Origin of the sequence: Rathayibacter rhapontici, from assembly GCF_001995175.1 — a bacterium.
GTDB lineage: Bacteria > Actinomycetota > Actinomycetes > Actinomycetales > Microbacteriaceae > Rathayibacter.
This window is the reverse complement of the sequence record NZ_MUKN01000026.1, coordinates 17877-37791: the sequence shown is the minus strand read 5'-3', so window position 1 is coordinate 37791 and position 19915 is coordinate 17877. Positions and strand designations below refer to the sequence as shown.

Below are 19915 nucleotides of genomic sequence, written 5' to 3'. Positions count from 1 at the left end.
CTCCTGTCACTTCGTGGCGCGCGTGCGCTTCGGCGCTGCGCTCTCGGTGCTGAGCGGCGCCGGGGCGTCGGGCTCAGCGGCGGCCGGCACGGGGCCGTCCTCCGTGGGGAGCGTGACCTCGCCCTGCTCGACGACCTCGGCCTCGCCGCCGACGACGGTCGACGAGTGGCGGTCGGTGTCGAGGGGCGGGACGACGGGCGACCCGGCGGCCACCCACGCCTCGAAGGCCGCGAGCTTCGCGGGGTCGATCGCGTCGACCTTCACGGGCTCGGGGACCTCGATCAGGCCGCGTCGCTCCGCGTCCTCCCGGCGGTAGCGGACGCCGTCGATGACGACCATCGGGCTGCTCATCAGGCGCCCGCGGTCAGGTCGACGGCCGCGATCTTCGCGGGCTGGCGGAACATCTGCAGCGCGCGCAGCTCGGCGCGGATGTAGACGAGGTTCCGGCGCGCGAAGTCCGCGTGCTGGTTGAACGCCAGGATCGACAGCGCCTCACGGATGAGGAGCTGCACGCCGCGGAAGTCGCCGACGAGCGCGGTGCCGGCGGGCAGGAGAGCCGACGTGGCGCGCGGCATCCCCCAGATGTTGCCCGGTGCGGTGGACCAGGGGCCGGCGCCGTAGAAGCGGTTCTCGCCGTCCTTCGCCAGGTCGAAGTACTCCTCGTCCGCGGGGTTGAGCAGCACCGTCGGCTGGAAGGTGCGGGACGTCTCCGCGAGGAGGGTCTTCGCCTTCCGGAGGGTGGTGAAGATGTCCGTGCTGAACGACTGCTGCAGGATCCCGGTGGTGTTCAGGATGCCCGCGGGCTCCCCACCGGTGCCCGAGCCGAGCAGGAGCACGCGCTCGAGCTCGTCGCGGAGGTTCTGCGTGAGGACGCCGTCGATGAGCGAGGCGAGCGCGCCGTCGTCCGACATCTCCTGGTTCGTGGCCTCGACGCCGTCCGCGTAGGTGTGCGCCTTCGCGTCGGCGGTCTGGGTCGCCAGGGTCGAGACGGGCTTGTAGCCGGCCGCGATCGTGGTGCCGGTCGTGCCGGTCGCCTCGGGGACGATGGCCGCGTTGTTGGTGATGGACACCAGCTGGCGGTACTCGAGCCACGACGAGTCGGTGGTGCCGACGGTGATCAGGTCGAGCAGATCGTTCGGCTTGCGGTAGGTGGTGTCCTCGATACCGGGGAGGCGGGTGGCGACGTGATGTCGCCGTTCGCCGCGGTGTTGAGGGGCGCGGGGTCGGCCTTCAGCGCGGAGCGCTTGTCGCCGATGTGGCGCGCCTTGACGTCGATCGGCGTCTCGCGGCCGATGCCGGACGGGTGCGCCGAGCGCATGGCCCGGTACTCCGCCGACTTCACGAAGCGCTCACCGAGCGAGCCGGTGACGGGCGCCTCGTCGCGGTCGCGGGTGACGACCGGGGCGTTGTCGCTGAAGGACTTCAGCGCGGCCTCGGCCTCGTCCAGCTTCGCGACCTGCGCCTCGAGGTCGGAGATCTCCGAGCGGAGCGCCAGGACCTCGGCGGCCTCGTCCTCGGAGAGCTCGGCGGCCTTCGCGGCGAAGGCGGCCCACTTCTCGCGGGCGGCCTTCAGGAGGGCACGGGGGTTCATCAGATCCTGCTTTCTCGGCCCAGGCCGCGTGAGTGCGAGTAGAGCCGCCGCCAGCTGGCGAGTCGGCGACGACTCAGCCGGCGGGGTGCCGGCCTCGTCTGCGCCCTGGGGCGCGTCCTCATCCGGCTCGAGAGCCGGCGGGGAGTCTTGGGTGGCCGGAGGCACCGGCGGGTCGTCCGCGCGGATCTCGGCGGCCTCGGGGGGTGCCGGGTCCTCGGCGTGCGGGTCGGCGGCCTCGACGGCCTCGAGTGCCGCCTCGAGGGACTTCACTCCGAGCAGCCGCGTCTCCGCGTTCGCGCCCCGGAGGACCACCGAGACCTCGACGAGCTCGAACCGGTGGACCTTCCACGCGGGCTCGCCGTCCTCCCACAGGAACTGCTCGACGTCCTCCGGCCACTCGAAGCCGCCGATCGAGAACTCCTTGATGCGCTTCTGCTTCAGCAGCCGATAGACCTTCATCGCCAGCGGGTCCTCGCGGTCCAGCTGCGCGTCGATCACCAGGCCCTCGTCGGTCTCGCGACCGGTCGCGCCACCGAGGTGCGCGGCGAGGTCGTCCCAGCGGTGGTTCCACAGGATCGGCAGCGGGTCGTCGCCGAGGCGCGCGAGCGAGTCCTTGAACGCGCCCGGCTGCACCACCTCGCGGTAGCTGTCGAGCACGCCGAACACGGACACGAGCGCCGAGAAGCGGCCCTCGTCGTCCAGGTCGGTGACCGACTCGACCGTGAGTGCCTTGCGGACCGTCTTTCTCATGACTCCTCCTCGGCGCCCGGGGGGCGTCCGTCTCCGCCGTCCTCCGGCGAGCTCTGCCCGCCAGCGGTGACGTTCATCGGGAGGACCAGCTCGTCGCCGCCCTCGGTGCGGGACAGACCGAGCTCGGCCCGTCCCTCGTTGCGCGTCATGACCGGGCCGCCGGTCAGCTTCGAGAGGACCGATGCTTGCTCGATGAGGTCGCCCTTGAGTGCCGACCGTCGGTCGAGCTCCGCGTAGTCGCGGGAGTCCTCGGCCAGCGCCGGGACGATCTCGAGCGCGAACGCCTGCTGCATCGCGGTCAGGTGCGGGCCGAGCGCAGGGCCGTAGAGCATCTGCCGGAACGCGGTGATGTTCGAGAACGTGCCCTGTCGGGCGCCGACGAGCTCGGGCGGGATGTGGAACGCCGAGGCGACTTCCGCGTCGGTGAGCTGCCGGCCCTCGATGTCCTTCGCGTCGTTCGGCGTGAGGTTGGACCGCAAGTCCTCGTACTCCATGCCGTCCTCGAGGATCGGCGTGCCGCCGGCGTTGCTGTCGCGGAAGGTGCGCCAGGAGTCGAGGAACTTGTCGCGCGCCTCCGGCGACCAGCGCGCGGTGGCGGGCCGCTTGAGGACGCCCGACATCTTGGGCGCCTCCGCCCACTGCCGGTCGCGCCAATCGACCGCGTGCGACTGCTCGCGCAGGATCGCGGCGAGGGTGGTCAGCGGGGAGACGCCAGCGGCGCCCCACTCCGACCAGCCGGCCGAGACGGCCACGGGCAGGTCGTCGAGCCAGAAGGTGTCGCCTCCGGTCGGGTGAGCGATGCCGACGCGGGCGAGGTTGTCGAAGGCGTCGGCCTCGAGGACGAGCAGCCGCGGCGGGATGCGCTGCAGCTGCCCGCCCATGAGCACGACTCCGAAGCGGTCGTAGAGGCAGCGGTCGACGTAGAGCCGCTCGAAGAAGTCGACGGTCGACGTGAATCGCCGCGGTCGGCGCAGCGCCCGCTCGATCGGGGAGTCGCTGATCCGCTGGCGGTCGTCGTCCGCGTTCCGGCGGTACGCCTTCCACGAGACGACGGCCGCGTTCCGGGCGATGAAGCTGACGACCTTGCGGACGGACGGCTGCGACTTCCACACCGCGCCGGGGCTCTGCGCTCCGAGCGTCGCGCTGTACGCCGTGAGCGGGACGCCCGGGTCGGGCACGACGAACGGCGAGATGCGCGCGAGAGCGGATCCGGGACCGGAGAGGCTGACGATCGCGCTACCTGTCGAGAGCTCGACCACGGACCATCACCACCTGCACTGCTAGGACCGCGTGGCGGTAGACGATGAGCTCGCCGGGGAAGGTGCCGCCGGCGCTCGAGACTTCACGGAGCCGGAGCCGGCCCCACCACGCCCAGGCGGTCGTGCCGGTGACGGAGGATCCGTCGCTCAGCGAGACGACGACCTGGCGGCCGGGGAGGAAGAACATGGGGCGCCTCTCATGCCACGACGAGGCCGTGGTCTTCGTAGTGCGACGTCGCGAGGACGTCGCCGGCGTGCACGAGGCCGTAGAGCGCGTTCGACGCCGAGATGAGCACGGCGGCGTCCACGGCTGAGCCGTCGCGGTCGAGGAAGAAGACCTCGCCGACCTTCCGGGCGGTGGTGCCGGAGGCGGACAGATCGAGCGCCGGCTGTGCGCGGTGCCGGAGCGTGTGCGCCTCCACCCGGTCCTTCAGCTGGCCGACGGCCGCACCGAGGTGGGAGCCGCCGACCTCGAAGACGGGCAGGCCGAGTTGCTGCAGCGGGACGGCGAACTCGCCGGCGGGACACCCTCGCGGCTGCAAGCCGATCGCGGTGACGGGGCGCCGCTGAGCGACCTTCTCGACCAGCGGCGCGAGCCAGAGCATCCCGGCCGACTGCGCGATGACCTCGATGTGAGGCAGCCCGTCCTCGCGCCAGCCGGCGGCGGACAGGTACGTCATCTTCCGGTCGGTGCTGGTGTCGACGCCAAGCGCGATCGGCGTGCCCGGGACGATGCGGGATCCGCCGGCGCCGCTCTCGCTGGGGCCGTCGGCGCACGCCGCCCAGTCCGCCGGCAGCAGGTACGGAGTGACGAGCGTCTGCACCCACTGACACAGGACCTCGGTCTTCGTCACGGCCTCCGGCTCGCCCGACGCGAGGTCGGACAGCAGCTGGTCGACGTTGTAGCCGAAGCCGATCGAGGGGTTCGACTGGAAGTAGCCGGCCGGGTCGTCGATCGCGGCGTCCTCGTGCGCGGACCACTCGAAGATCCCGTTCGCGGTGTCGTGCTCGTTCGCGAAGTCCTCGACGGACTGCAGGCCCTTTGCCACGTAGTCGTCCCACGCCGCGCACGTCGCGATGGCCGCGGCGCGCAGGTCGGCGAGCACGACGGACCGCGCGTCGCCGGCGGAGGAGATGGCCCAGAGCTGCGAGTTGAACGTGCCGTTCAGCGTCTTCGAGAACGCGGCCCAGCCGTCCCAGTTCGTCTGCTGGCGCAGCTCGTCGATGATCGCTCGGGCGGTCGAGTCGCCGCGAGACCCGCCGGAGGCGAGCGCGGCGATCTCGTAGCGCGCGCCGTTCGCGAGACGGATCGCCTCGGAGCCGTTCGTCGTCGTCGGCGTCCGTGCCTGCTTCGCGAGGACGGGCACGAGCACCGCACGCTCGGCCGGCGTGAACCGATCCGGCCAGCGCAGGACCTCCGGGTTCGACCGGTCGAGGACCTTCCGCCAGACCTTCTTCGCCGTGTCGCGGTCCTGGGCGGACCCGAGGACGAGGAACTCGTGCGCCGGGATGTGGTCGGGGAACGACTGGGAGTCGACGAACAGCCACCAGGTCGCGAGGACCTCGATCAGCTTCGTCTTCCCGTTCTGCCGGCCGACGATGATGACGACCTTGCGGAAGCGGTAGGTGCCGTCCTCGTTCAGCTCGAGCGCGTGGATCAGCAGCCACTTCTGCCACGGCCGCAGTGTCACGCCGAGGTAGACCAGCGCGAACTCGATGACGTGGAACCCGTGCGTCGTCGCCGGTGTCAGAGGGCGCAGCGGACGAGTCCAGATGCGCGGCTCCTCACGCCCCTTGCCGGTGCGAAGAGCCACCCTTAGCTGCTGCGAAACTTGCAAAGTCAGCGACCTCCTGATCGACCGCCGGGGCCGTCGTCGTCTCGTCGCCCTCGTCGGCGGCGTCGCCCGCGGTCGGCGTCGGCTTCCCGACCAGGCCGGCCTCGCCGGGCGCCTCCTTGAGCACCCGCCGCACGTCCTTCAGCGCGGAGAGGTACGCGGCGTGGGTCCGTGACCCGCCGCCCTCGTCCATCTCCTTCGCGAGCGACTTCACCAGCGCGACGAGCGGCGCCTCCTCCGGGATCCGCAGCAGACCGGTCGCCTTCAGCATCCGCGTCACCGCGGCCCTGTGCTCTCGGCTCGCGCGCGTTCTCGGCTCGGCCATGCATCGACCTCCCCGGTGGTAAAAATCGCGTCACATCGTCGGGGAGAGAGAAGCCCTCGGGCCGGGAAGGGCTTAGGGGTTCGAGTCCCTGCGATGGAAAGGCCCCCTGCCCTTCGCTCGGGTCGGCGAGGGTGCGGTCGGGGTTCTGGTGGGCGGGGGAGGGTGGGCCGCGCAGGGTGCCCTCGTCCCGGGGCCGCGCTGGTGGGCGCTGGCTGCCGGGGTCATGGGGTCCTTCGCTTCTCAAGACGAGGCATCACGCTCGCGCGTTGACGCGGCCGGTCTGTGGGGTCAGGCGGTGCGGCGGACCAGGACCTTCGCGTCGATGACGGTGGCGAGCGCCGGGGCGAGGTCCTCGAGGAGCGGGAGGAGCGGCCAGGGGAGGGACACGGCGTCAAGGACGCGGCCGCGGGCGATCTGGTCGGCGGTCGCGGGCCAGCTGAAGCGGAGGGCGCCGCCTCCCGGGTAGCGGATCGTCTCTCGCCCGTTGGCGCGGATGACGCGGGTAGCGCACGCGGAGAGGTTCAGGCGGAGTGCTGCGTGGAAGTCTTCGGCCGCCTCGCGGTGGGTGCCGGCGACATAGAGGACCTGGGCGCCGGCGGATGCGAGCACGGCGGCCTCGGTGAGGTTCGAGCGGAGTTCGATGCGCACGGGCCCGCCTCTCAGTAGAAGGACTCGGAGAGCACGCCGAGCGGGGGACGGGGTGGGCCGTCGCCGCGGTCGCGGTTGCAGCGGGCGTGGGAGGCGCGGAAGTTGCCGGGGTCTTCCTGCAGCTCGGGGTACTTCGACACGGGGAAGAAGTGGTCGAGCTGGAAGGCGGGGTCCTTCCAGGACAGCTCGGGCGGGATCGAGTAGTCGATCTCGAGGCCGCACATCCAGCAGCGCGCGTCCTCTTCCTCGCAGGCGGAGCGGAACTCGGCCTTCAGCTCGAGCATCCTCGGGGTGCTCTTGTGGTGCTGGCTCACGGGAGGCGCCTCCTGCGGTCGTCGATCACCCGAGCTAGTGTCGCGATCATGATCGACAGAGACGGAGCCGCCCTCATCGCTCAGGTCGCGGCGACACTGCTAGTGGCTGTGGCGGTCGGGAGTTTCTTCACGGGCCGCCTGCGTCGCAGCACTGCGCGGCGCGTGCGTCGCACGGAGGAGCTGCTCGCGTTCAACCTGCTCTTCCTGACGATGTTCGCGACGGCCGCAGGGGCGTTCCCGTTGTTCCCCAGGGACATCTGGACGACCGTCACCATCAGCGTGTCTGGGTTCATCGCGATGGGGCAGTTCGCTCGGCTGACGGCAGTGACCATGTACATCAGGCACGAGCGCAACGAGTAGCCCGCTCATCGTGGTGTGCGGGTCGGCGCCGGGTGTCCGGTTCGTCCCGCTGGGGCACGAAAGCGCCCCGCGTCGAAGGTGACTGCGGGGCGCTCCTGTTGTGCCGATCATGAAGTTACGGGGTGACATCGTCGGCCACAAAATTCTTGCGTCTCTCGGTGCGTCGGCGCTCGGATTCTGCGTACTGTGCCTGCCTCGCGCGGCATTCGCCGCTCGGCAAGGTGTGCAGTCGCAGCCGGCCCGGTAGCGATTGCGGGTGCCGTGCTCGAGCGACGCGGCCGATCGGGGCCGGGTGGGGTCCGACTCGAGGCGTCGCACGAACGCGGCCTGCAGGTCCTCGAGCCGGATCCACTTCGTCTCGCTGCCCGGCCGCTGGTGGGAGGGCAGGTCGTCCCGTAGCCAGCGCTGGATCGTGCGCCGGCTACGCCCCACGCGCCTCGCGGCTTCGTGGATCGACAGGACCTCGGGGTTCACCTGCTGGGCCGCCTTCGAGCTCGTGGGGGTAGTGGTCGGAGACGAAGGGCGACGTTCGGAGGCCGTTCTTCGAGGTCCAGCGGACGCGGGCCTTCCGGGCGAGGAGGGCGACCACTTCGCCTCCCCAGACAGTCTCGCTCTGGTACTTCCCCCCGCGGCGGGTCGTGCGCGAGACGGTGGAGCTGACCTGCAGTGGCGAGGCGGCCCGGAGGACCGCTGCGGCGACGTCGGCCGGTAGCCGGCGGATCCCGAGGCCGCCCCGGTACGGGATCGGAGTCGCGAGGGGCCGAGGGTTCGCGAGGAGGAGGTGGTGGGCGCCTTCCCACGCCCACGGCGACGTCGAGTCGGTCACGACGTCCACCAGGTCGACGAGACCGATGATCGCGCCGCGGGCGACCTGCTCGTGCGGCAGGTTGTCGCGGGTGCCGTCGTAGTAGCCGGCGGGGTCGTCGCGGAGGCCGGCGTGGATCGCGACGGTGCCGCGGTAGGGGCCGAGGCTGCGGGAGCGGTTCTCGACGTCCTTCCCCTGGTAGATGATCGCCCAGGCCCACGGCTGGCGGACGGTGAGGACGCGGACCTCCTGCTGCTCAGCCACGGTCGACCTCCTCGAGGTTGACCATCCCGCATCGGAGGCAGACGGGCGCTCGGGTGTCGCCGCTCCAGACGTGGTGTCCGTAGCAGATGGCGGCTCCGCCTGGCATCGTCATCGGTCGCCTCCTCGGGGGTGGGCGGGACGGGCTCCCATGAGGAGGCCGGGTGGTGGCGCACTGCCTCCATGTGCGGCATGCCGTGGTTCTCGGCCAGGCGGATCGAGCCCTCCTGCGTCGAGAGCGCCACTTCTCTCGACCACGGGAAGCCGACGCGTCCGGTCGCGTTGTTTCGGATTCCGTACTCCCACGGGCGCTGGGATCGCACGAGGTCAGCGAGGACGTGGATATCGCGCCGCGATCGGTTGATCGTGTCGAGCGCCGACATGCTGTGCCGGAAGATGCTGTCCGCATCCCAGGTCTCGGCGTCCGCCCGGCGCTCGGCGGCGGCCACGATTGGCTCCCACTCCTCCGCCGTCTCTACGGTGCGCGGGCGGGTGTCCTCCTCCTCCTGGCCGGTCGCCACCATGAACACCCAGTAGGCGCTCATGTCGTAGTCGTCGTCGCAGTCCTCAAGCCCGTCTCGCGCGGAGTCAGCGATCACACCGAGCCGACGCTGCGCCTCGTCCCGTTCGGCTTCCGCGGTGCGCACCCGAGCGAGCAGGGCGGGCAGGGCGTCGGCGATTGCGTTGAGCGCTCGGAGTTGTCGCCACGGGCCCTCCGACCCGCCCAACTTCCGAGCGGCAACCGCTTCGGCGAGGCTCACCTCGATCGCGTCGAGGTCGGCGTCCTCTCGCGGGAGGGACGCGGACAGGGCGGCGGCAGTGCGGAGCCACAGGTCGAGAATCGAGCCCGCGCCCGGCATCTCCCCGTTGACCTCCACGTACTGCTCGCGGAAGGTGTCGGCGGTCGTGATGAGGGCGCGCACCCCTTCCGGGGGGAGGGGGGTCTGGTCAGGCACGGACGGCACCAGCCTTCCGGTGCCGGGCCAGCGGCTCCATGAGCCCGTGCGCGACATCGAAGTCCTCAACCGCGAGTCGCGCCGCAGCGGACGCCTCATGCGCCGCGCGGTACTCGTCCTTCAGCCGGCGGCTGAGCGCCGCACTGGCGCGCTCGTGGGCGTGACGGTCACCGTGCGGGTCTTCCCCTCGGATCACGACGTCGTACGCGAGGTGACTGGCCGCGGACTTGACGGCACGGTACGCCGCGAGGTCCGTCTCGATGAGCGCGAGTCTCTGCTCGCGTTGCTCCGGGGTGAGTGTCGGCATGGTCAGCTCTCCTTCGTGGTCGTGGGGGTCTGCAGGGGGTGGCCGTGGGCGAAGACGGTGCAGCGGAGGCGCTCGTCCTCGACAGTGACGAAGCCGAGGCAGGACAGGTCGTTCGGCCCGCGGACGATCAGGCGCGTTCCGGTCGACTGCGCGAGCTCGGCTGAGGCCGCCTGCACCGTTGTCGCTGCCTCGACCCGCTCGAGGGCCGGGGCGATCGACTCGCCGTAGCCCGCGAACAGCTCGCGCGCCGCCCAGCGCAGCCCCGCGAGGCCGTCGATGGGGACTCGCGCACCCTGAGCCGTGACCAGCTGCAGCACTGCGCTCATGCGACGACCAGAGTGACGGTGTCGGTCGGCGCGAGTCGCACAGCGGCGTAGCCGTTCGTCGAGTCGCAGGCCAACATGATGGTCGGCGCGTAGGCGTCCATGACGCGGATGACCTCGACCGGGCGCTTCCGGCCGGCGGGGATGATGTGGTCGCCCGCCTTGATGGCGTCGGCGGCGATGGTGAGGCGAGCGAGGGGGGCTGCGCTGTTCATGGGTTTATCGTAACTCCTAACTACAGTTGTACGCAACTCGAAACGTAACTGATATCCTCGGCGCATGACCGAGACGAACAAGGGCGGACGCCCTCCCGCCGAGAGCCCTCGCAGCAAGGCCCACATGCTCCGGCTCACTGCCGAGGAGGATGCCTTGGTGCGGGAGGCGGCAGGTGACGCCCGACCGGCTGTGTGGATGCGGGAGCAGGCGCTCAGCGCGGCTCGGAAGGCTCGTCGCCGCTCCTGACATCGAGGGACGCGGACAGGGCGGCGGCGAGGCGTTCCACGAGCGCCCGCCAATCGTCGTCGTGGATGCTCTTCCAGGCGACGGCGCCTTCGGCTTCCGCGATGAGGGCGCGCACCCCTTCCGGTCGCGGCGGGGTCAGCCCGATCACGACGTTCGCGACCACGTTCGGCACCGGTGGCCCGCCGATCGCGTTGAGGTGGTTGGGGTGGTGCTCCATCAGGTGGTCGGTGATGCGGTCGAGCGCATCCTGAGCGGAGGTCATGAGCGGTTCTCTTTCGTGGTGTGGGTGATGCCGGGGTCGCCGGCCGCGATGTGGAAGCCGACGATCGCGGCCCCAGCGGTCAGGACCGCGGCGAGGACGAGCAGTGCGGGCCTCACCGGGTGCCGCCGGAGGTGAGCTGCAGGGCGCCGACCGAGCGGGTCGCGATCATCTGGTCGACCTGCTGCGCCGTCTCCTCGTAGACCGTCCGGCCGTTGGGAAGGACGACGTAGGCGTAGAACTCTTGATCGAGCTCGGCGAGCCCGGAGGAGACGGCCTCGAGCTTCGCCTTCACGACGAGCGCGAGGGCGCGCCACCGCTGCCGGACGGCCTGCTCGTACGCCGACTGTGCCGCCGTGGGCGATGCGGCGCGGCCCGTCGGCGTGCGGGTGAACTCCTTCGCGCCCTTCTCGGGCAGCGGGACGACGAACCGGATCTGGCGGCGCCCGACCTGGAAGGCGACCTGCGCCTGTCCGGGCTGGGTCATGTAGGCGAAGCTCTCGGCGCCGTACCGCTCGAGGGTGCGCTCGATCTCGGCGCGCGATCGGTCGGAGGGCACGTCGGTCTTCGCCGCGTACTGCGGTGTGGCGGTCATGCTGCGGTCCTCTCGGTGTGGCATCCGCACTCGCACGGCGCGAGAGCATCCTTCTCGTAGTCCCACGCGTCCCCGAAGCACGACCGGTGGGATCCGGCCCTGCAGTCGGAGTTCACAGGGCGGGGGAAGCCGGTCACGACGCCACCCCCTCGGTCGCAGCGGCAGCCGCGAACTGCGCCTCGTCGTCGGGCCGCCACCCGCAGGCGTTGCAGACGGCGTACGGGTCATCGCCGTCCCACCCGACGACGACCTGGCCGGCGCCGCAGCCGATGCCGCCGCGGCCGCACTTCCGCGAGGACCGCCTCGGGCCCCGCTCGGCGAGGCGCCAGCGGCCGGAGTAGACGCGCGCCGCCTCCGACACCTCGGCGTAGAAGTGGGCGACGTGAACGCTCGTGCACCAGGCGGGGGCGGCGAGCACCAGCCACTCGGCGGCGTCGTTCGCGGCGCGGGTGAGCGTGCGGGTGGACCAGCCGGCCGGGACCCGGTCGACGTCCCGGTCGCGCTCGATCGACTCCGAGAGGACCGTCGGCGGGTCGAGGCGAAGCTCGACCGTCCAGGCGGCGACCCACCGGGCGAGCAGCGGCCACAGCTCGTTCAGGGCGTCGATGCCGTCGGCGTCGATCGGGAGCCGGGGCGCCTTCGTCCCGGCGACCCTCTCGGTGATGGGCGAGACGATCGAGGGCGCCGTCTGCTCGGTGATGGTGGTGACCAGCTCGGCGAGGGTCACGACGTCCCGGCTGAGCCGGCCGTAGCAGGACCAGCAGAGCTGGCCGGCGCGGGCCGCCGCGAGCTTCCCGGGGCGGCCCTTCGCGTCGTGCTGGCGGATGCAGCGCGGGCCCACCGGGTCGTCGTGTAGCTCCCGCTCGAGGTCGGACAGCGCTGCTGGCGCGAACGTGTCCCGCATCAGAACGGCTCCTCGTCGTTCTGCGCGGGAGCCGACGACGGCGTGCGCCAGTCGCTAGACGCCCCGCTGCCGCCCTGGGAGCCCTGGTACCCACCGGCCTGCCCGCGACCCCCGGAACGGCCGCCACCGACTCCACCACCGGCTGTCCGGGTGACCTGGGCGGTGGCGTACCGGAGCGAAGGACCGATCTCGTCGATCTCGAGCTCGATGCTCGTGCGCTTCTCGCCCTCCTTCGTCTCATACGAGCGCTGCTTGAGCTTCCCCGTCGCGACGACGCGGGAGCCCTTCGTGAGCGACCCGGCGACGTGCTCGGCGAACTCCTCCCAGACGGACGCGCGGAGGAACAGCGCCTCGCCGTCGACCCACTGGTTCGACTGCTTGTCGAAGGTCCGCGGGGTGCTCGCGATCGTGAAGTTCGCGACGGCCTTCCCGTTCTGCGTGTGGCGCAGCTCCGGGTCGGACGTGAGGTTGCCGACGACGGTGATGATGGTTTCTCCGGCCATGAGGGCTCAGGCTCCTTCGTTGTAGGGGATCGGGGTGGTGGGCAGCTCGTCGTAGTCGAAGCCGTAGCCGTAGGACACGAGGGCCACCGGCGGCGGGGTCGGGAACTCCTCGGCCTCCTCCGCGGCGTCCAGCAGCTCCTGCGCCATCTGCCGCGCCTCAGCCGGCGCGAGCTCGGTGTACTTCCGGTGCATCCGCACGGCCACCGCCTCGGGGCCGGTCGCGAAAACCTCAGCGGTGGTCTCGGTCTTCTGTCGTTCGACCACTGGTCAGTCCTTCTGGGTAGGGGTCCACGGGAACGGGGAAGCGCCGCGGCTGATGTGCGACGGCCAGTCGCGCGCGTCACGGTCGCCTCGCCAGCGGACGAGTCGGAATTGAGTGCCGGACACGCGGCCCTGCACCTTCGAGGGGGTGATGCCGAGGCCGAATTCCGGCCAGCCGAGCAGCGCCGATGACCCGCGGGGCCGCAGCTCCCGGTCGCCTCCGGGGCCGGCGGTCGCGTGACCGGCGTGCGCCTCCATCAGGAGGGCGACGCCGCGGTCGCGGATCGTGTCGAGCGCGGCGAGCAGCGGCGCCGCGTCGTCGTCGGACGTGATCGCTCCCGGCGTCAGCCGGTACAGCGGGCCGATGGCGAGCACGTCGGGCTGGTGCTCGTCGATCAGCGCGTGCACGTCCGACAGGTCGGAGTCCTTCGTCAGGTCCAGGCGCGGCGCGCACCACAGCCGCACCTTCGACGCGGGGTGCTCTGTGCTCCGCAGGGACGCGGCCGCCACGAGCCGCTGCGACGAGCGCCGCCACTGCTTCTCGGTGTTCTCCGCGTCGATGACCAGCCCGCGGACGGGCGTGATCGGGCGGAACGTGAACGGGTGGATCCCGGCCGACGCGAGCAGCACGATCTGCCGGATCAGCATGGACTTGCCGCCGCCCTCGACGCCGGTGAGCACGAGGCGGTCGCCGCGCTCGAGCAGGTCGGGGACGACCCAGTCGTAGTCGTCCACTCCCTGCATGACGGCCTCGAGCTGCACGGCGAGCGCGCGGCTACGGGCGGCGCCGGCGCGGATTGCCTTGAGGCCTTCAGTGGCCCGGGCGAGGGACACGCCGGAGTCGGTGACGGCGGCGCTCTGCACGAGGTTCTGGCCGAGCTGCCGCAGCTGCCGGCGGACCGACGCCTCCCGTACCTGGGCGGCGTAGAACGATGCGTTCTCCGAGGACGTGACGTCGCCGGCGAGCTCGTGCAGGTCCGACGGGGTGAACGCGGTGACGCCCCAGTCCTGCAGGCGGCCGGAGACGGTGATGACGTCGACCGGCTGGCCCTCCGCGAGCAGGCGCTTCATCCCGCGGAGGAGCTCGCCGAGGTGCGGGTCGAGGAAGTCGCCGGGCGAGACGAGCGGGGTGACGTCGCGCATGACCTTGCCGTTCAGCAGCAGGGCGCCGAGCACGGCACGCTCCGCCAGCTGCACGGACTCGTCGCCGCTCACGAGCGCGCTCGCAGCCAGTCGAACTCGCCGTCATCGTCCTGCGGCGGCCGCACGCGGTCGATGCGCTCAGGGAGCGGCTCGTCGTCCCAGCCCTCGCCGTTGAGCCACGTCGTCGGGTGCTTCACGAACTGCTGCTCCGGCAGGTTCGGATCCGCGGCCAGCCGGCGAGCGCCGCCGATGATCGCCTCGACGTCGTGCTTCTTCACCAGCCGGAGGAACGCCGCCTTCGCGGTGCCCTTCGCGACCTTCCGCGGGTAGACCTTCCAGAACTCCTCGAAGCGATCGCTCGCGCTCGGCCCGGCAGGGACGAGCATGAGTTCTTCAGGATGGTCTTCTTCTAGATGGTCTTCTTTGTGGTCGGATTCACCGGCGCCGGTTTTCCCGGCCGCGGTTTCACCGTCGCCGGAAAAGCCGTCCGCGGTGGACTGGGCCATCGAGGGAGCCGTCAGGCGGTAGTCGACCTCGCCGAAGCGGCCGCCGTCGCGGTTCTGCACCCGGACGAGGTAGCCGGCCTCGAGCAGCTCGGCGATCGTGGCGCGCACGGCGTCGCGACCCTCGCGGCCGGACTTCACGAGGGACCGCTCGCCGATCTTCCAGCCGGGCCGGTGGGACAGCAGCTCGAGCAGCAGCCCGCGTGCTCGGCGGCTCAGTCGGGCGTCTCGCGCCCAGGCGTTCGGGATGCGGGTGAAGTTCCGATCGAAGTCGAATTCGGGGCGTTCGATCATCGTGACCGCCTCCTTCCTGTGGTTCGTGGTTCGTGTGTGGGGTAGCCGTGCTCGGCCATGAACGCGGCCGCGTCGGTCTCGGTGACGGTCTGGAAGCCGCCGTCGTCGTCGAGCCGGATCCAGCCGCTCGCGGTGAGCAGCGGGACGTCGGCGGGGAGTGGGCCGTACTGGCGGACGAGGAACCCGCGAGCGAGCGCCGCGGTCCGGTGGGACTCCATGTGGCCGTGGCACTTCGTGGTCCCGGACCCGCAGACGACCGCGAGGTTCCCCGCGAGGTTCGTCTCGGGCCGGCCGCTGCCGCCTGCAGCGCGGGGCCGGCGGTGCTGCAGCGAGTAGTCGCTGCGGTCCACCTGGCGTCCGCACCAGCGGCAGCGGCCGGAGTCGCGGTCGATGACCAGCGCCCGGACCGCGGGCCTGACCGCGGAGGCGGTCACCGTCGGATGACGAGCCGGAGCCGCGCGGTCTCGGTGAAGCCCGGCAGCGGGCGGCCCTTCTCGGTGACGAGGAACGCGACCTGGTAGACGCCGCCGGCCTCGTCCTTCCGGTCCTCGACGCGGTCGACGAGGTACACCGAGGTGCCCTTCCCGATCTGGACGCGGTCGCCGCGGCGGACGGTCGCGCCGGTCACGGCCGGTACCGTCCGGAGTCGAGCGTGCGCTCCACCATCCGCGCGATCGTCTGCGCTCCCGAGAGGCGCTTGTCGGCGGCGTCCGCCTGCCCCTTCGCGTAGGTCACGGCGACCTTCGCGACGGCGACGGCCTGCGCGAGCTCCGCCGTCTCGAGAACGATGCGCGCCTCCCGACGCTCGGCGGTGGACCCGTCGACCGTGAGTTTCAGCCGGGCACGAGCCATCGCGAGCGCGTGCACCGCCTCGTCGCGCCTCGTCTCAGCGGCCGCCACCGTCTCCGGCGCGGCCTCGATCCGCTCGAGCGCCGCCTCGACGTCGTCGATCACGTCGTCGGGCGTCTTGATCCGCTGCTCGGTCACGACTGCGACTCCGACTCCGCGAGGGCCGCCTCGAGCTGCTCAGTGCGGCGCGCGAACACCTCCGCGAGCTCGTCGGTCCACTCGTTCCGACGCTCGCACGCGGCCCGCAGGTCGAGCAGGTCACCCATGTCGACCGCCCCGCCGAGCATGTCGACCCACGGCATCGGCAGCTCCGGGTCACGCGCGGGGCCGGCGGCCGGCGGCGGGCCCTGCTCGAGCGCCCGCTTCCGCGCCCACAGCATGTCGCGCACCGTCTCCCCCGAGGCGAGCACGTCGCCGAAGACGCCCGCCTGCTCCGCCTCCTCGTACAGCGGCCGAAGGTCAGCCATCGACGTGCACGCGATGGCGCGCTGCTCCCACGAGGAGTCCGCCACCACCTGCGCGTCTACGGGCTCCTCGGGACGCCCCGCGGGCTCCGGGGCCCGGCGCTGCTCCTGCGGCCGCTCAGCGCCGTTCGTGCCCTGCTGGACGGCAGTGGGCGCCGCGTTCGCCGCCTGCGCCATCTCCTCGGTCGAGTACAGCCCCGACAGGTCGTTCGGGAACGCCTTCCGCAGCGCGAGCATCTCGGCGACCTTCGCGAGCATAACGTCGGGCATCTTGGCCCACATCGCGCCGAGCTTCTTCTCGCCCGTCCTCGCGCCGCGGTCCCACACGTCCTCCATCGGGGCGTACGACTCCCAGCGGGCGACCACGGACAGCGCCTCGCGGAAGCCGGCCTTGTACACGCCCACGCGGGCGAACGCCGGGAGCTCGCGCCCCGTCGTCGGCATCCACGCCTGAGTCCACGTCTGCCCGTCGTTCGAGAACTCCGGCGCCGTCTGCCCCTCGTACTTCCCCGACCGCTCCGCGACCAGGCGGGCGCCGTCGATGCTGATCTGCGTCTGCCACTTCCCGCCCCGCTCGATGCAGTAGATCTGCCGAGCGAACGGGTCCAGCTGCGTTCGCTCGCACTGCAGCAGGAACGCCTCGACCACCGGCCGCGGCGCCAGCTGCGGCGGCTGGTTGCGCTTGCGCGACACCAGGCCGGCCGCCTCGATCAGCGCCGCCTCCTTGTCCGTCCAGGTGCTCTGATCACCCGACGTCGGCAGCGCCAGCACGCCACCACTCGTCCTCACCATCTCGCTCACGCGGCCTGCTCCTTCTGCTTCGCAGGCGTGACCCGCAGGGTCGCCGCCTTCGTCGTCTCTCTCGTCGTCGTGAAGGCCGCGGCGTGCGCGGCCCACCCGGTGCGCGCGGCCTCGTACAGCGACCAGAGCGCCGGCGCCGCCTCCTTCGCGGCCGCCTCGTCCGGAGCGCTGACCGTCGCGGTCCCGCCCGGCTTGTACGTCACGAGCCCCGCCGGGGTCCGCTCGGAGAACTCCTCGCCCTTCTCCGTGCCGATCCGCATCAGCTCGGCGCGCGCCAGCTCCTTGCGGCGAGCGCCCTCGGCCTCCGTCGCCAGCGCCTCGGCGTACTGACCGACCCACACCTCGAGCTCCGACGGCTCCGCCTGTTCCTCGGCTGCGGGCTGCTCGGCGCGGGTCCGGTCGAGGGCATCGAGGAAGATGTCGGCCTGAGTCACGAGGAACGCGATCCGCTCCTCGTCGCGCAGGAAGATGCGCGTGCGCACTGCCTGCACCGTCGGCCCCTGCTCGGGCCACTTCGTGTAGTCGCCGTCGTGCTGCTCCCACGCGAAGACCACGCGGTCCGCGCCGGTCACGTGCAGCTGCCACTGCATCTGGTCGTAGTAGCCCGTCGACCAGAACTTCGGCGGCCGCGCCCGCTGCAGCATCGTCCTCACGACCTCGAGCGGCACCACTCCGGCGCCGGGCGCGGGGGAGAGGTCGAACTTCGAGGCCTTGCACTCGAGCAGCTCGATCGCGCCGAGGAACGACTCGCCGATGCCGTCCGGAGTCGCCAGGTGCCGGCGGTTCCCCTCGGCGTGCAGCAGCCACGAGTTGCCCTCGATGTGCGGCCACTCCGCCTGGACCGCGGCGACGATCGCCGGCTCCCGGACGTTGCCCCACTCCATCGCCGGCGTCGCCCGGATCGACTTCGGCTTCAGCTTGTCCCGGAGGACGCCGAGCCCGTCGCCGGCCGCGATCTTCGCGACCTCGGTCGCCGTTGCCCCGGTCAGGCGAGCGTCCAGCCACACCTCGCGGTCCTCCGACGTCGCGACGCGGCGCTCCATCACTCTCTGCAGCGCGCTCACGGCTGCACCTCCGTCACGACGAGCGCGAAGCCCGTGCCGTAGTAGCCGTTGCCGTCGTCGCCTTCGATCACCGCGACGTCGGTCGCGACTCCGCCGGCGTAGACGCTGATCCGGTAGCGGTGCGGATCCTCCGCGTACTGGTAGTCCGAGCCGCGCGTGTCTGCGAAGGCTTCGTCCAGCACGTCGACGGAGGTGATCGCGTTGTCGACGGTCGCGAGCGAGGCGAGTTCGTAGTCGCCCGCGGAGCAGGCGCACCCGCCCTCGTTCGGCTCGACGCGCACCACCATGCCGTCGTCGAGGGTCAGCGTCTGCTCCTCCTTGTCGGCGGCGACGATGCGTCGTCCGACGAGCAGGTCAGCGATCTTCTGCTTCTCCCAGTGGTCGATGGTGGTCACTCGTCGTCACCGCCCTCGATGTCCAGGTCGAGCTGCACGTCCGGCGCGGCCGCCATGAACCCGCCGCGCGCCCCGCAGTACTCCCGCAGCAGCGACAGCACCTTCTCCTCGTCCTCGAGCGGCACGAGCTCCACCTGCTTCAGGCCCGCCTTCGCCACCCGCGAGCCGTCCTCCTTGATCGAGAGATCGGTGCGCTCGACGCGGGCGATCACGTAGACGCCGTTCGGCGACTCCACCCGCGACCAGTCGCTCTCGAGCGCGGTCATCCCGTTCTGCTCCTCGCCCGGGAACTTGCCGGCGAGGGTGATCTTCTTCGTGGTCGACATCAGTCCTGTTCCTTCTCGTTGGGCCACCGGAGAGAGCCCCCGGCGGCGGTCTGCTTCTTGCTGATCGGCTCGACCTCGAGAGGCCGGCCGAGGTTCCTGGACCCGAGCGCCATCAAGGCGAGGGCGTCAGCGGCGTTGTCGTCGGACACCCGCACGGCGGGGAAGGCGGCGCGCATCGCAGCCAGCACCTCGGGCTTCTTCGCCCGCCCGTTGCCGGTCGCGTACATCGCGCGGGTCGCCTGATGCACTCGCACGACCGGGCCGCGGCGGAGCAGCACCCGCACGAGCAGGTAGTAGAGGGCGTGCCGCTCGATCGCCAGGCCGCCCGTCAGCGTCGGCGGCGGCTCCTCGATGACGAACAGCCCCGACGTCGGCAGCCACTCGAGCGCCCGCCCGGCGACGTACTCGATCCGGTCCGACTGCGCCTTCAGGTCGTCGCCCTGCTTCTTCGTCCGCACGACCGCCGTGACGATCCGCTCGCCCTCGACGTACCGGGCGAGGCCGCACGCGGTCAGCGACGAGTCGATGCCCGAGACGTTCACGGCTTCAGCGGGTGGATGCAAACAAGCGCCCACAGATCGAACTCGATGTGGTGGCACGCCTCGCACTGGAAGCCGAACAGCGTCTGGTTCAGCGCGATCAAGTTCCGCGTGTGTCCCTCGCAGGCGAGAGTCACGTCGGCGCAGAACCGGCAGACCACCGAGAACCGAGCTGCCGCTTCGCAGTCCTTGACCGCACACTGCGCCTCGAAGTCGAGGTGCTCGATCGACTCGACATCGACCTGCTCGAGCACGTCACTCATGCCGTCGCGTCGATCCATGCGATGAACGCGAGGAACCCCAGCAGGCCTGCCAGAGCAGCCGATCCGTCGATCAGCGGGACCTGCGGGAGGCCGGCGAGAGCGAGTGCCGTGTGCACGGCGAGCTTGATGACGATCAGGATCAGCACGGCCGCGAGGAGCACGACGATCGGCCCGCGGTGCTTCATGGGGGCGCGACCCTCCGCCTCGAGCGAGCGGACGTAGCCCGTCGGCGTCGAGCCGGTCAGCCAGGCGTCGTACGCCGTCTCGACGGAGTAGCCGTCCGTGACCTCGTCGCCGTCCAGGTGGTGCCCGGCAGCGTCCTCAGCGGCGGCGTACCACGCCTGCCACGGCATCGGCACGAACGTGGAGTCGGAGGCGGCCCTGCGGTCGCTGTCAGTGGTGCTCATGATCAGTTCCTTCCGGCGGCTTCAGGGCGCGCCGATCAGCGCCCCCGGAGGGCGCATCGAATACGGGAGAAGGGGTGGGGCCGGTTGGTCTCCGTCAGCGACTCAGAACGTCGTGTGGACCGGCCCCGGCCAGCGGGATGGCTGGCGGT

Annotated in this window: 32 protein-coding genes; 2 read left to right on the top strand and 30 right to left on the bottom strand. The window is 71.4% G+C overall.

The window, feature by feature from the left end:
• Window positions 1-6: 6 nt before the first annotated feature.
• The 9 genes from B0T42_RS10035 to B0T42_RS09995 form a co-directional block, all read right to left on the bottom strand.
• On the bottom strand, window positions 7-351 hold the full coding sequence (locus tag B0T42_RS10035; RefSeq protein ID WP_139344476.1) for a hypothetical protein: 345 nt from the start codon (window positions 349-351) through the stop codon (window positions 7-9).
• Window positions 351-1118, bottom strand: a complete 768-nt coding sequence (locus tag B0T42_RS10030) for a phage major capsid family protein (RefSeq protein ID WP_236720214.1) — start codon at window positions 1116-1118, stop codon at window positions 351-353. The genes B0T42_RS10035 and B0T42_RS10030 overlap by 1 nt, the downstream gene beginning before the upstream one ends.
• The gene (locus tag B0T42_RS10025) at window positions 1118-2341 is read right to left on the bottom strand and encodes an HK97 family phage prohead protease (protein ID WP_077223037.1); all 1224 of its coding nucleotides are present in this window, start codon (window positions 2339-2341) and stop codon (window positions 1118-1120) included. Before B0T42_RS10025 ends, B0T42_RS10030 begins: the two co-directional genes overlap by 1 nt.
• Window positions 2338-3600 carry a phage portal protein gene (locus B0T42_RS10020; protein ID WP_077223036.1) on the bottom strand — a complete coding sequence of 421 codons (1263 nt, stop codon included), beginning with the start codon at window positions 3598-3600 and terminating at the stop codon, window positions 2338-2340. The genes B0T42_RS10025 and B0T42_RS10020 overlap by 4 nt, the downstream gene beginning before the upstream one ends.
• Window positions 3578-3787, bottom strand: coding sequence for a hypothetical protein (locus B0T42_RS10015; RefSeq protein ID WP_077223035.1), 210 nt, complete (start codon window positions 3785-3787; stop codon window positions 3578-3580). Before B0T42_RS10015 ends, B0T42_RS10020 begins: the two co-directional genes overlap by 23 nt.
• Window positions 3788-3797: 10 nt before the next feature.
• On the bottom strand, window positions 3798-5414 hold the full coding sequence (locus B0T42_RS10010; RefSeq protein WP_077223034.1) for a hypothetical protein: 1617 nt from the start codon (window positions 5412-5414) through the stop codon (window positions 3798-3800).
• On the bottom strand, window positions 5386-5706 hold the full coding sequence (locus B0T42_RS10005; protein WP_139344475.1) for a hypothetical protein: 321 nt from the start codon (window positions 5704-5706) through the stop codon (window positions 5386-5388). The genes B0T42_RS10010 and B0T42_RS10005 overlap by 29 nt, the downstream gene beginning before the upstream one ends.
• Window positions 5707-6048: 342 nt before the next feature.
• Complete coding sequence (locus B0T42_RS10000) at window positions 6049-6408, bottom strand: hypothetical protein (RefSeq protein ID WP_077223032.1); 360 nt, start codon at window positions 6406-6408, stop codon at window positions 6049-6051.
• An 11-nt stretch (window positions 6409-6419) separates the two neighbouring features.
• Entirely contained in the window at window positions 6420-6722 is a 303-nt protein-coding gene (locus B0T42_RS09995; protein WP_077223031.1) for an HNH endonuclease, read from the bottom strand.
• Window positions 6723-6770: 48 nt separating this feature from the next.
• Here B0T42_RS09995 and B0T42_RS09990 point away from each other — a divergent pair, with 48 nt between their 5' ends.
• Complete coding sequence (locus tag B0T42_RS09990) at window positions 6771-7082, top strand: hypothetical protein (RefSeq protein WP_139344474.1); 312 nt, start codon at window positions 6771-6773, stop codon at window positions 7080-7082.
• A gap of 421 nt (window positions 7083-7503) precedes the next feature.
• On the opposite strand, the gene B0T42_RS20665 is transcribed toward B0T42_RS09990, so the two are convergent.
• Complete coding sequence (locus B0T42_RS20665; protein ID WP_201788523.1) at window positions 7504-8151, bottom strand: ASCH domain-containing protein; 648 nt, start codon at window positions 8149-8151, stop codon at window positions 7504-7506.
• 393 nt (window positions 8152-8544) lie between these two features.
• Between B0T42_RS20665 and B0T42_RS20010 the strand changes: the two genes are divergently transcribed.
• Entirely contained in the window at window positions 8545-8685 is a 141-nt protein-coding gene (locus B0T42_RS20010) for a hypothetical protein (protein ID WP_158078097.1), read from the top strand.
• Window positions 8686-9096: 411 nt separating this feature from the next.
• Here the strand turns inward: B0T42_RS20010 and B0T42_RS09975 are convergent, their stop codons facing one another.
• The 20 genes from B0T42_RS09975 to B0T42_RS09880 form a co-directional block, all read right to left on the bottom strand.
• The gene (locus tag B0T42_RS09975; RefSeq protein ID WP_077223028.1) at window positions 9097-9411 is read right to left on the bottom strand and encodes a hypothetical protein; all 315 of its coding nucleotides are present in this window, start codon (window positions 9409-9411) and stop codon (window positions 9097-9099) included.
• 2 nt (window positions 9412-9413) lie between these two features.
• Window positions 9414-9737 (bottom strand): hypothetical protein, encoded by a 324-nt coding sequence (locus B0T42_RS09970; RefSeq protein WP_139344473.1) that lies wholly within the window; start codon window positions 9735-9737, stop codon window positions 9414-9416.
• Window positions 9734-9949, bottom strand: coding sequence for a hypothetical protein (locus B0T42_RS09965; protein ID WP_077223026.1), 216 nt, complete (start codon window positions 9947-9949; stop codon window positions 9734-9736). Before B0T42_RS09965 ends, B0T42_RS09970 begins: the two co-directional genes overlap by 4 nt.
• A gap of 212 nt (window positions 9950-10161) precedes the next feature.
• Entirely contained in the window at window positions 10162-10458 is a 297-nt protein-coding gene (locus B0T42_RS09960; protein WP_077223025.1) for a hypothetical protein, read from the bottom strand.
• A 112-nt stretch (window positions 10459-10570) separates the two neighbouring features.
• Complete coding sequence (locus B0T42_RS09955; RefSeq protein ID WP_077223024.1) at window positions 10571-11050, bottom strand: hypothetical protein; 480 nt, start codon at window positions 11048-11050, stop codon at window positions 10571-10573.
• 133 nt (window positions 11051-11183) lie between these two features.
• A complete protein-coding gene (locus B0T42_RS09950) occupies window positions 11184-11954 on the bottom strand; it encodes a hypothetical protein (protein ID WP_077223023.1) in 771 nt (256 codons plus the stop codon).
• On the bottom strand, window positions 11954-12457 hold the full coding sequence (locus B0T42_RS09945; RefSeq protein ID WP_077223022.1) for a single-stranded DNA-binding protein: 504 nt from the start codon (window positions 12455-12457) through the stop codon (window positions 11954-11956). The genes B0T42_RS09950 and B0T42_RS09945 overlap by 1 nt, the downstream gene beginning before the upstream one ends.
• Before the next feature lie 6 nt (window positions 12458-12463).
• Window positions 12464-12721: a hypothetical protein gene (locus B0T42_RS09940; RefSeq protein WP_077223021.1), complete on the bottom strand. Its 258-nt coding sequence runs from the start codon at window positions 12719-12721 to the stop codon at window positions 12464-12466.
• 3 nt (window positions 12722-12724) lie between these two features.
• The gene (locus B0T42_RS09935; protein WP_077223020.1) at window positions 12725-13933 is read right to left on the bottom strand and encodes an AAA family ATPase; all 1209 of its coding nucleotides are present in this window, start codon (window positions 13931-13933) and stop codon (window positions 12725-12727) included.
• Window positions 13930-14475 (bottom strand): hypothetical protein, encoded by a 546-nt coding sequence (locus B0T42_RS09930; RefSeq protein WP_139344472.1) that lies wholly within the window; start codon window positions 14473-14475, stop codon window positions 13930-13932. The genes B0T42_RS09935 and B0T42_RS09930 overlap by 4 nt, the downstream gene beginning before the upstream one ends.
• A gap of 179 nt (window positions 14476-14654) precedes the next feature.
• Entirely contained in the window at window positions 14655-15092 is a 438-nt protein-coding gene (locus B0T42_RS09925; RefSeq protein WP_077223018.1) for an HNH endonuclease, read from the bottom strand.
• The gene (locus B0T42_RS09920) at window positions 15089-15286 is read right to left on the bottom strand and encodes a hypothetical protein (RefSeq protein ID WP_077223017.1); all 198 of its coding nucleotides are present in this window, start codon (window positions 15284-15286) and stop codon (window positions 15089-15091) included. The genes B0T42_RS09925 and B0T42_RS09920 overlap by 4 nt, the downstream gene beginning before the upstream one ends.
• Window positions 15283-15645, bottom strand: coding sequence for a hypothetical protein (locus B0T42_RS09915; RefSeq protein ID WP_077223016.1), 363 nt, complete (start codon window positions 15643-15645; stop codon window positions 15283-15285). The genes B0T42_RS09920 and B0T42_RS09915 overlap by 4 nt, the downstream gene beginning before the upstream one ends.
• Complete coding sequence (gene bet / locus B0T42_RS09910) at window positions 15642-16763, bottom strand: phage recombination protein Bet (RefSeq protein WP_236720213.1); 1122 nt, start codon at window positions 16761-16763, stop codon at window positions 15642-15644. The genes B0T42_RS09915 and bet overlap by 4 nt, the downstream gene beginning before the upstream one ends.
• A gap of 5 nt (window positions 16764-16768) precedes the next feature.
• A complete protein-coding gene (locus B0T42_RS09905) occupies window positions 16769-17836 on the bottom strand; it encodes a YqaJ viral recombinase family protein (RefSeq protein WP_077223014.1) in 1068 nt (355 codons plus the stop codon).
• A complete protein-coding gene (locus B0T42_RS09900; RefSeq protein ID WP_077223013.1) occupies window positions 17833-18231 on the bottom strand; it encodes a DUF7448 domain-containing protein in 399 nt (132 codons plus the stop codon). Before B0T42_RS09900 ends, B0T42_RS09905 begins: the two co-directional genes overlap by 4 nt.
• On the bottom strand, window positions 18228-18557 hold the full coding sequence (locus B0T42_RS09895) for a hypothetical protein (RefSeq protein ID WP_077223012.1): 330 nt from the start codon (window positions 18555-18557) through the stop codon (window positions 18228-18230). Before B0T42_RS09895 ends, B0T42_RS09900 begins: the two co-directional genes overlap by 4 nt.
• A complete protein-coding gene (locus B0T42_RS09890) occupies window positions 18557-19099 on the bottom strand; it encodes a hypothetical protein (RefSeq protein ID WP_077223011.1) in 543 nt (180 codons plus the stop codon). The genes B0T42_RS09895 and B0T42_RS09890 overlap by 1 nt, the downstream gene beginning before the upstream one ends.
• The gene (locus B0T42_RS09885) at window positions 19096-19359 is read right to left on the bottom strand and encodes a hypothetical protein (RefSeq protein ID WP_077223010.1); all 264 of its coding nucleotides are present in this window, start codon (window positions 19357-19359) and stop codon (window positions 19096-19098) included. The genes B0T42_RS09890 and B0T42_RS09885 overlap by 4 nt, the downstream gene beginning before the upstream one ends.
• Window positions 19356-19766 carry a hypothetical protein gene (locus B0T42_RS09880; RefSeq protein ID WP_077223009.1) on the bottom strand — a complete coding sequence of 137 codons (411 nt, stop codon included), beginning with the start codon at window positions 19764-19766 and terminating at the stop codon, window positions 19356-19358. Before B0T42_RS09880 ends, B0T42_RS09885 begins: the two co-directional genes overlap by 4 nt.
• Between the last annotated feature and the right edge of the window lie 149 nt (window positions 19767-19915).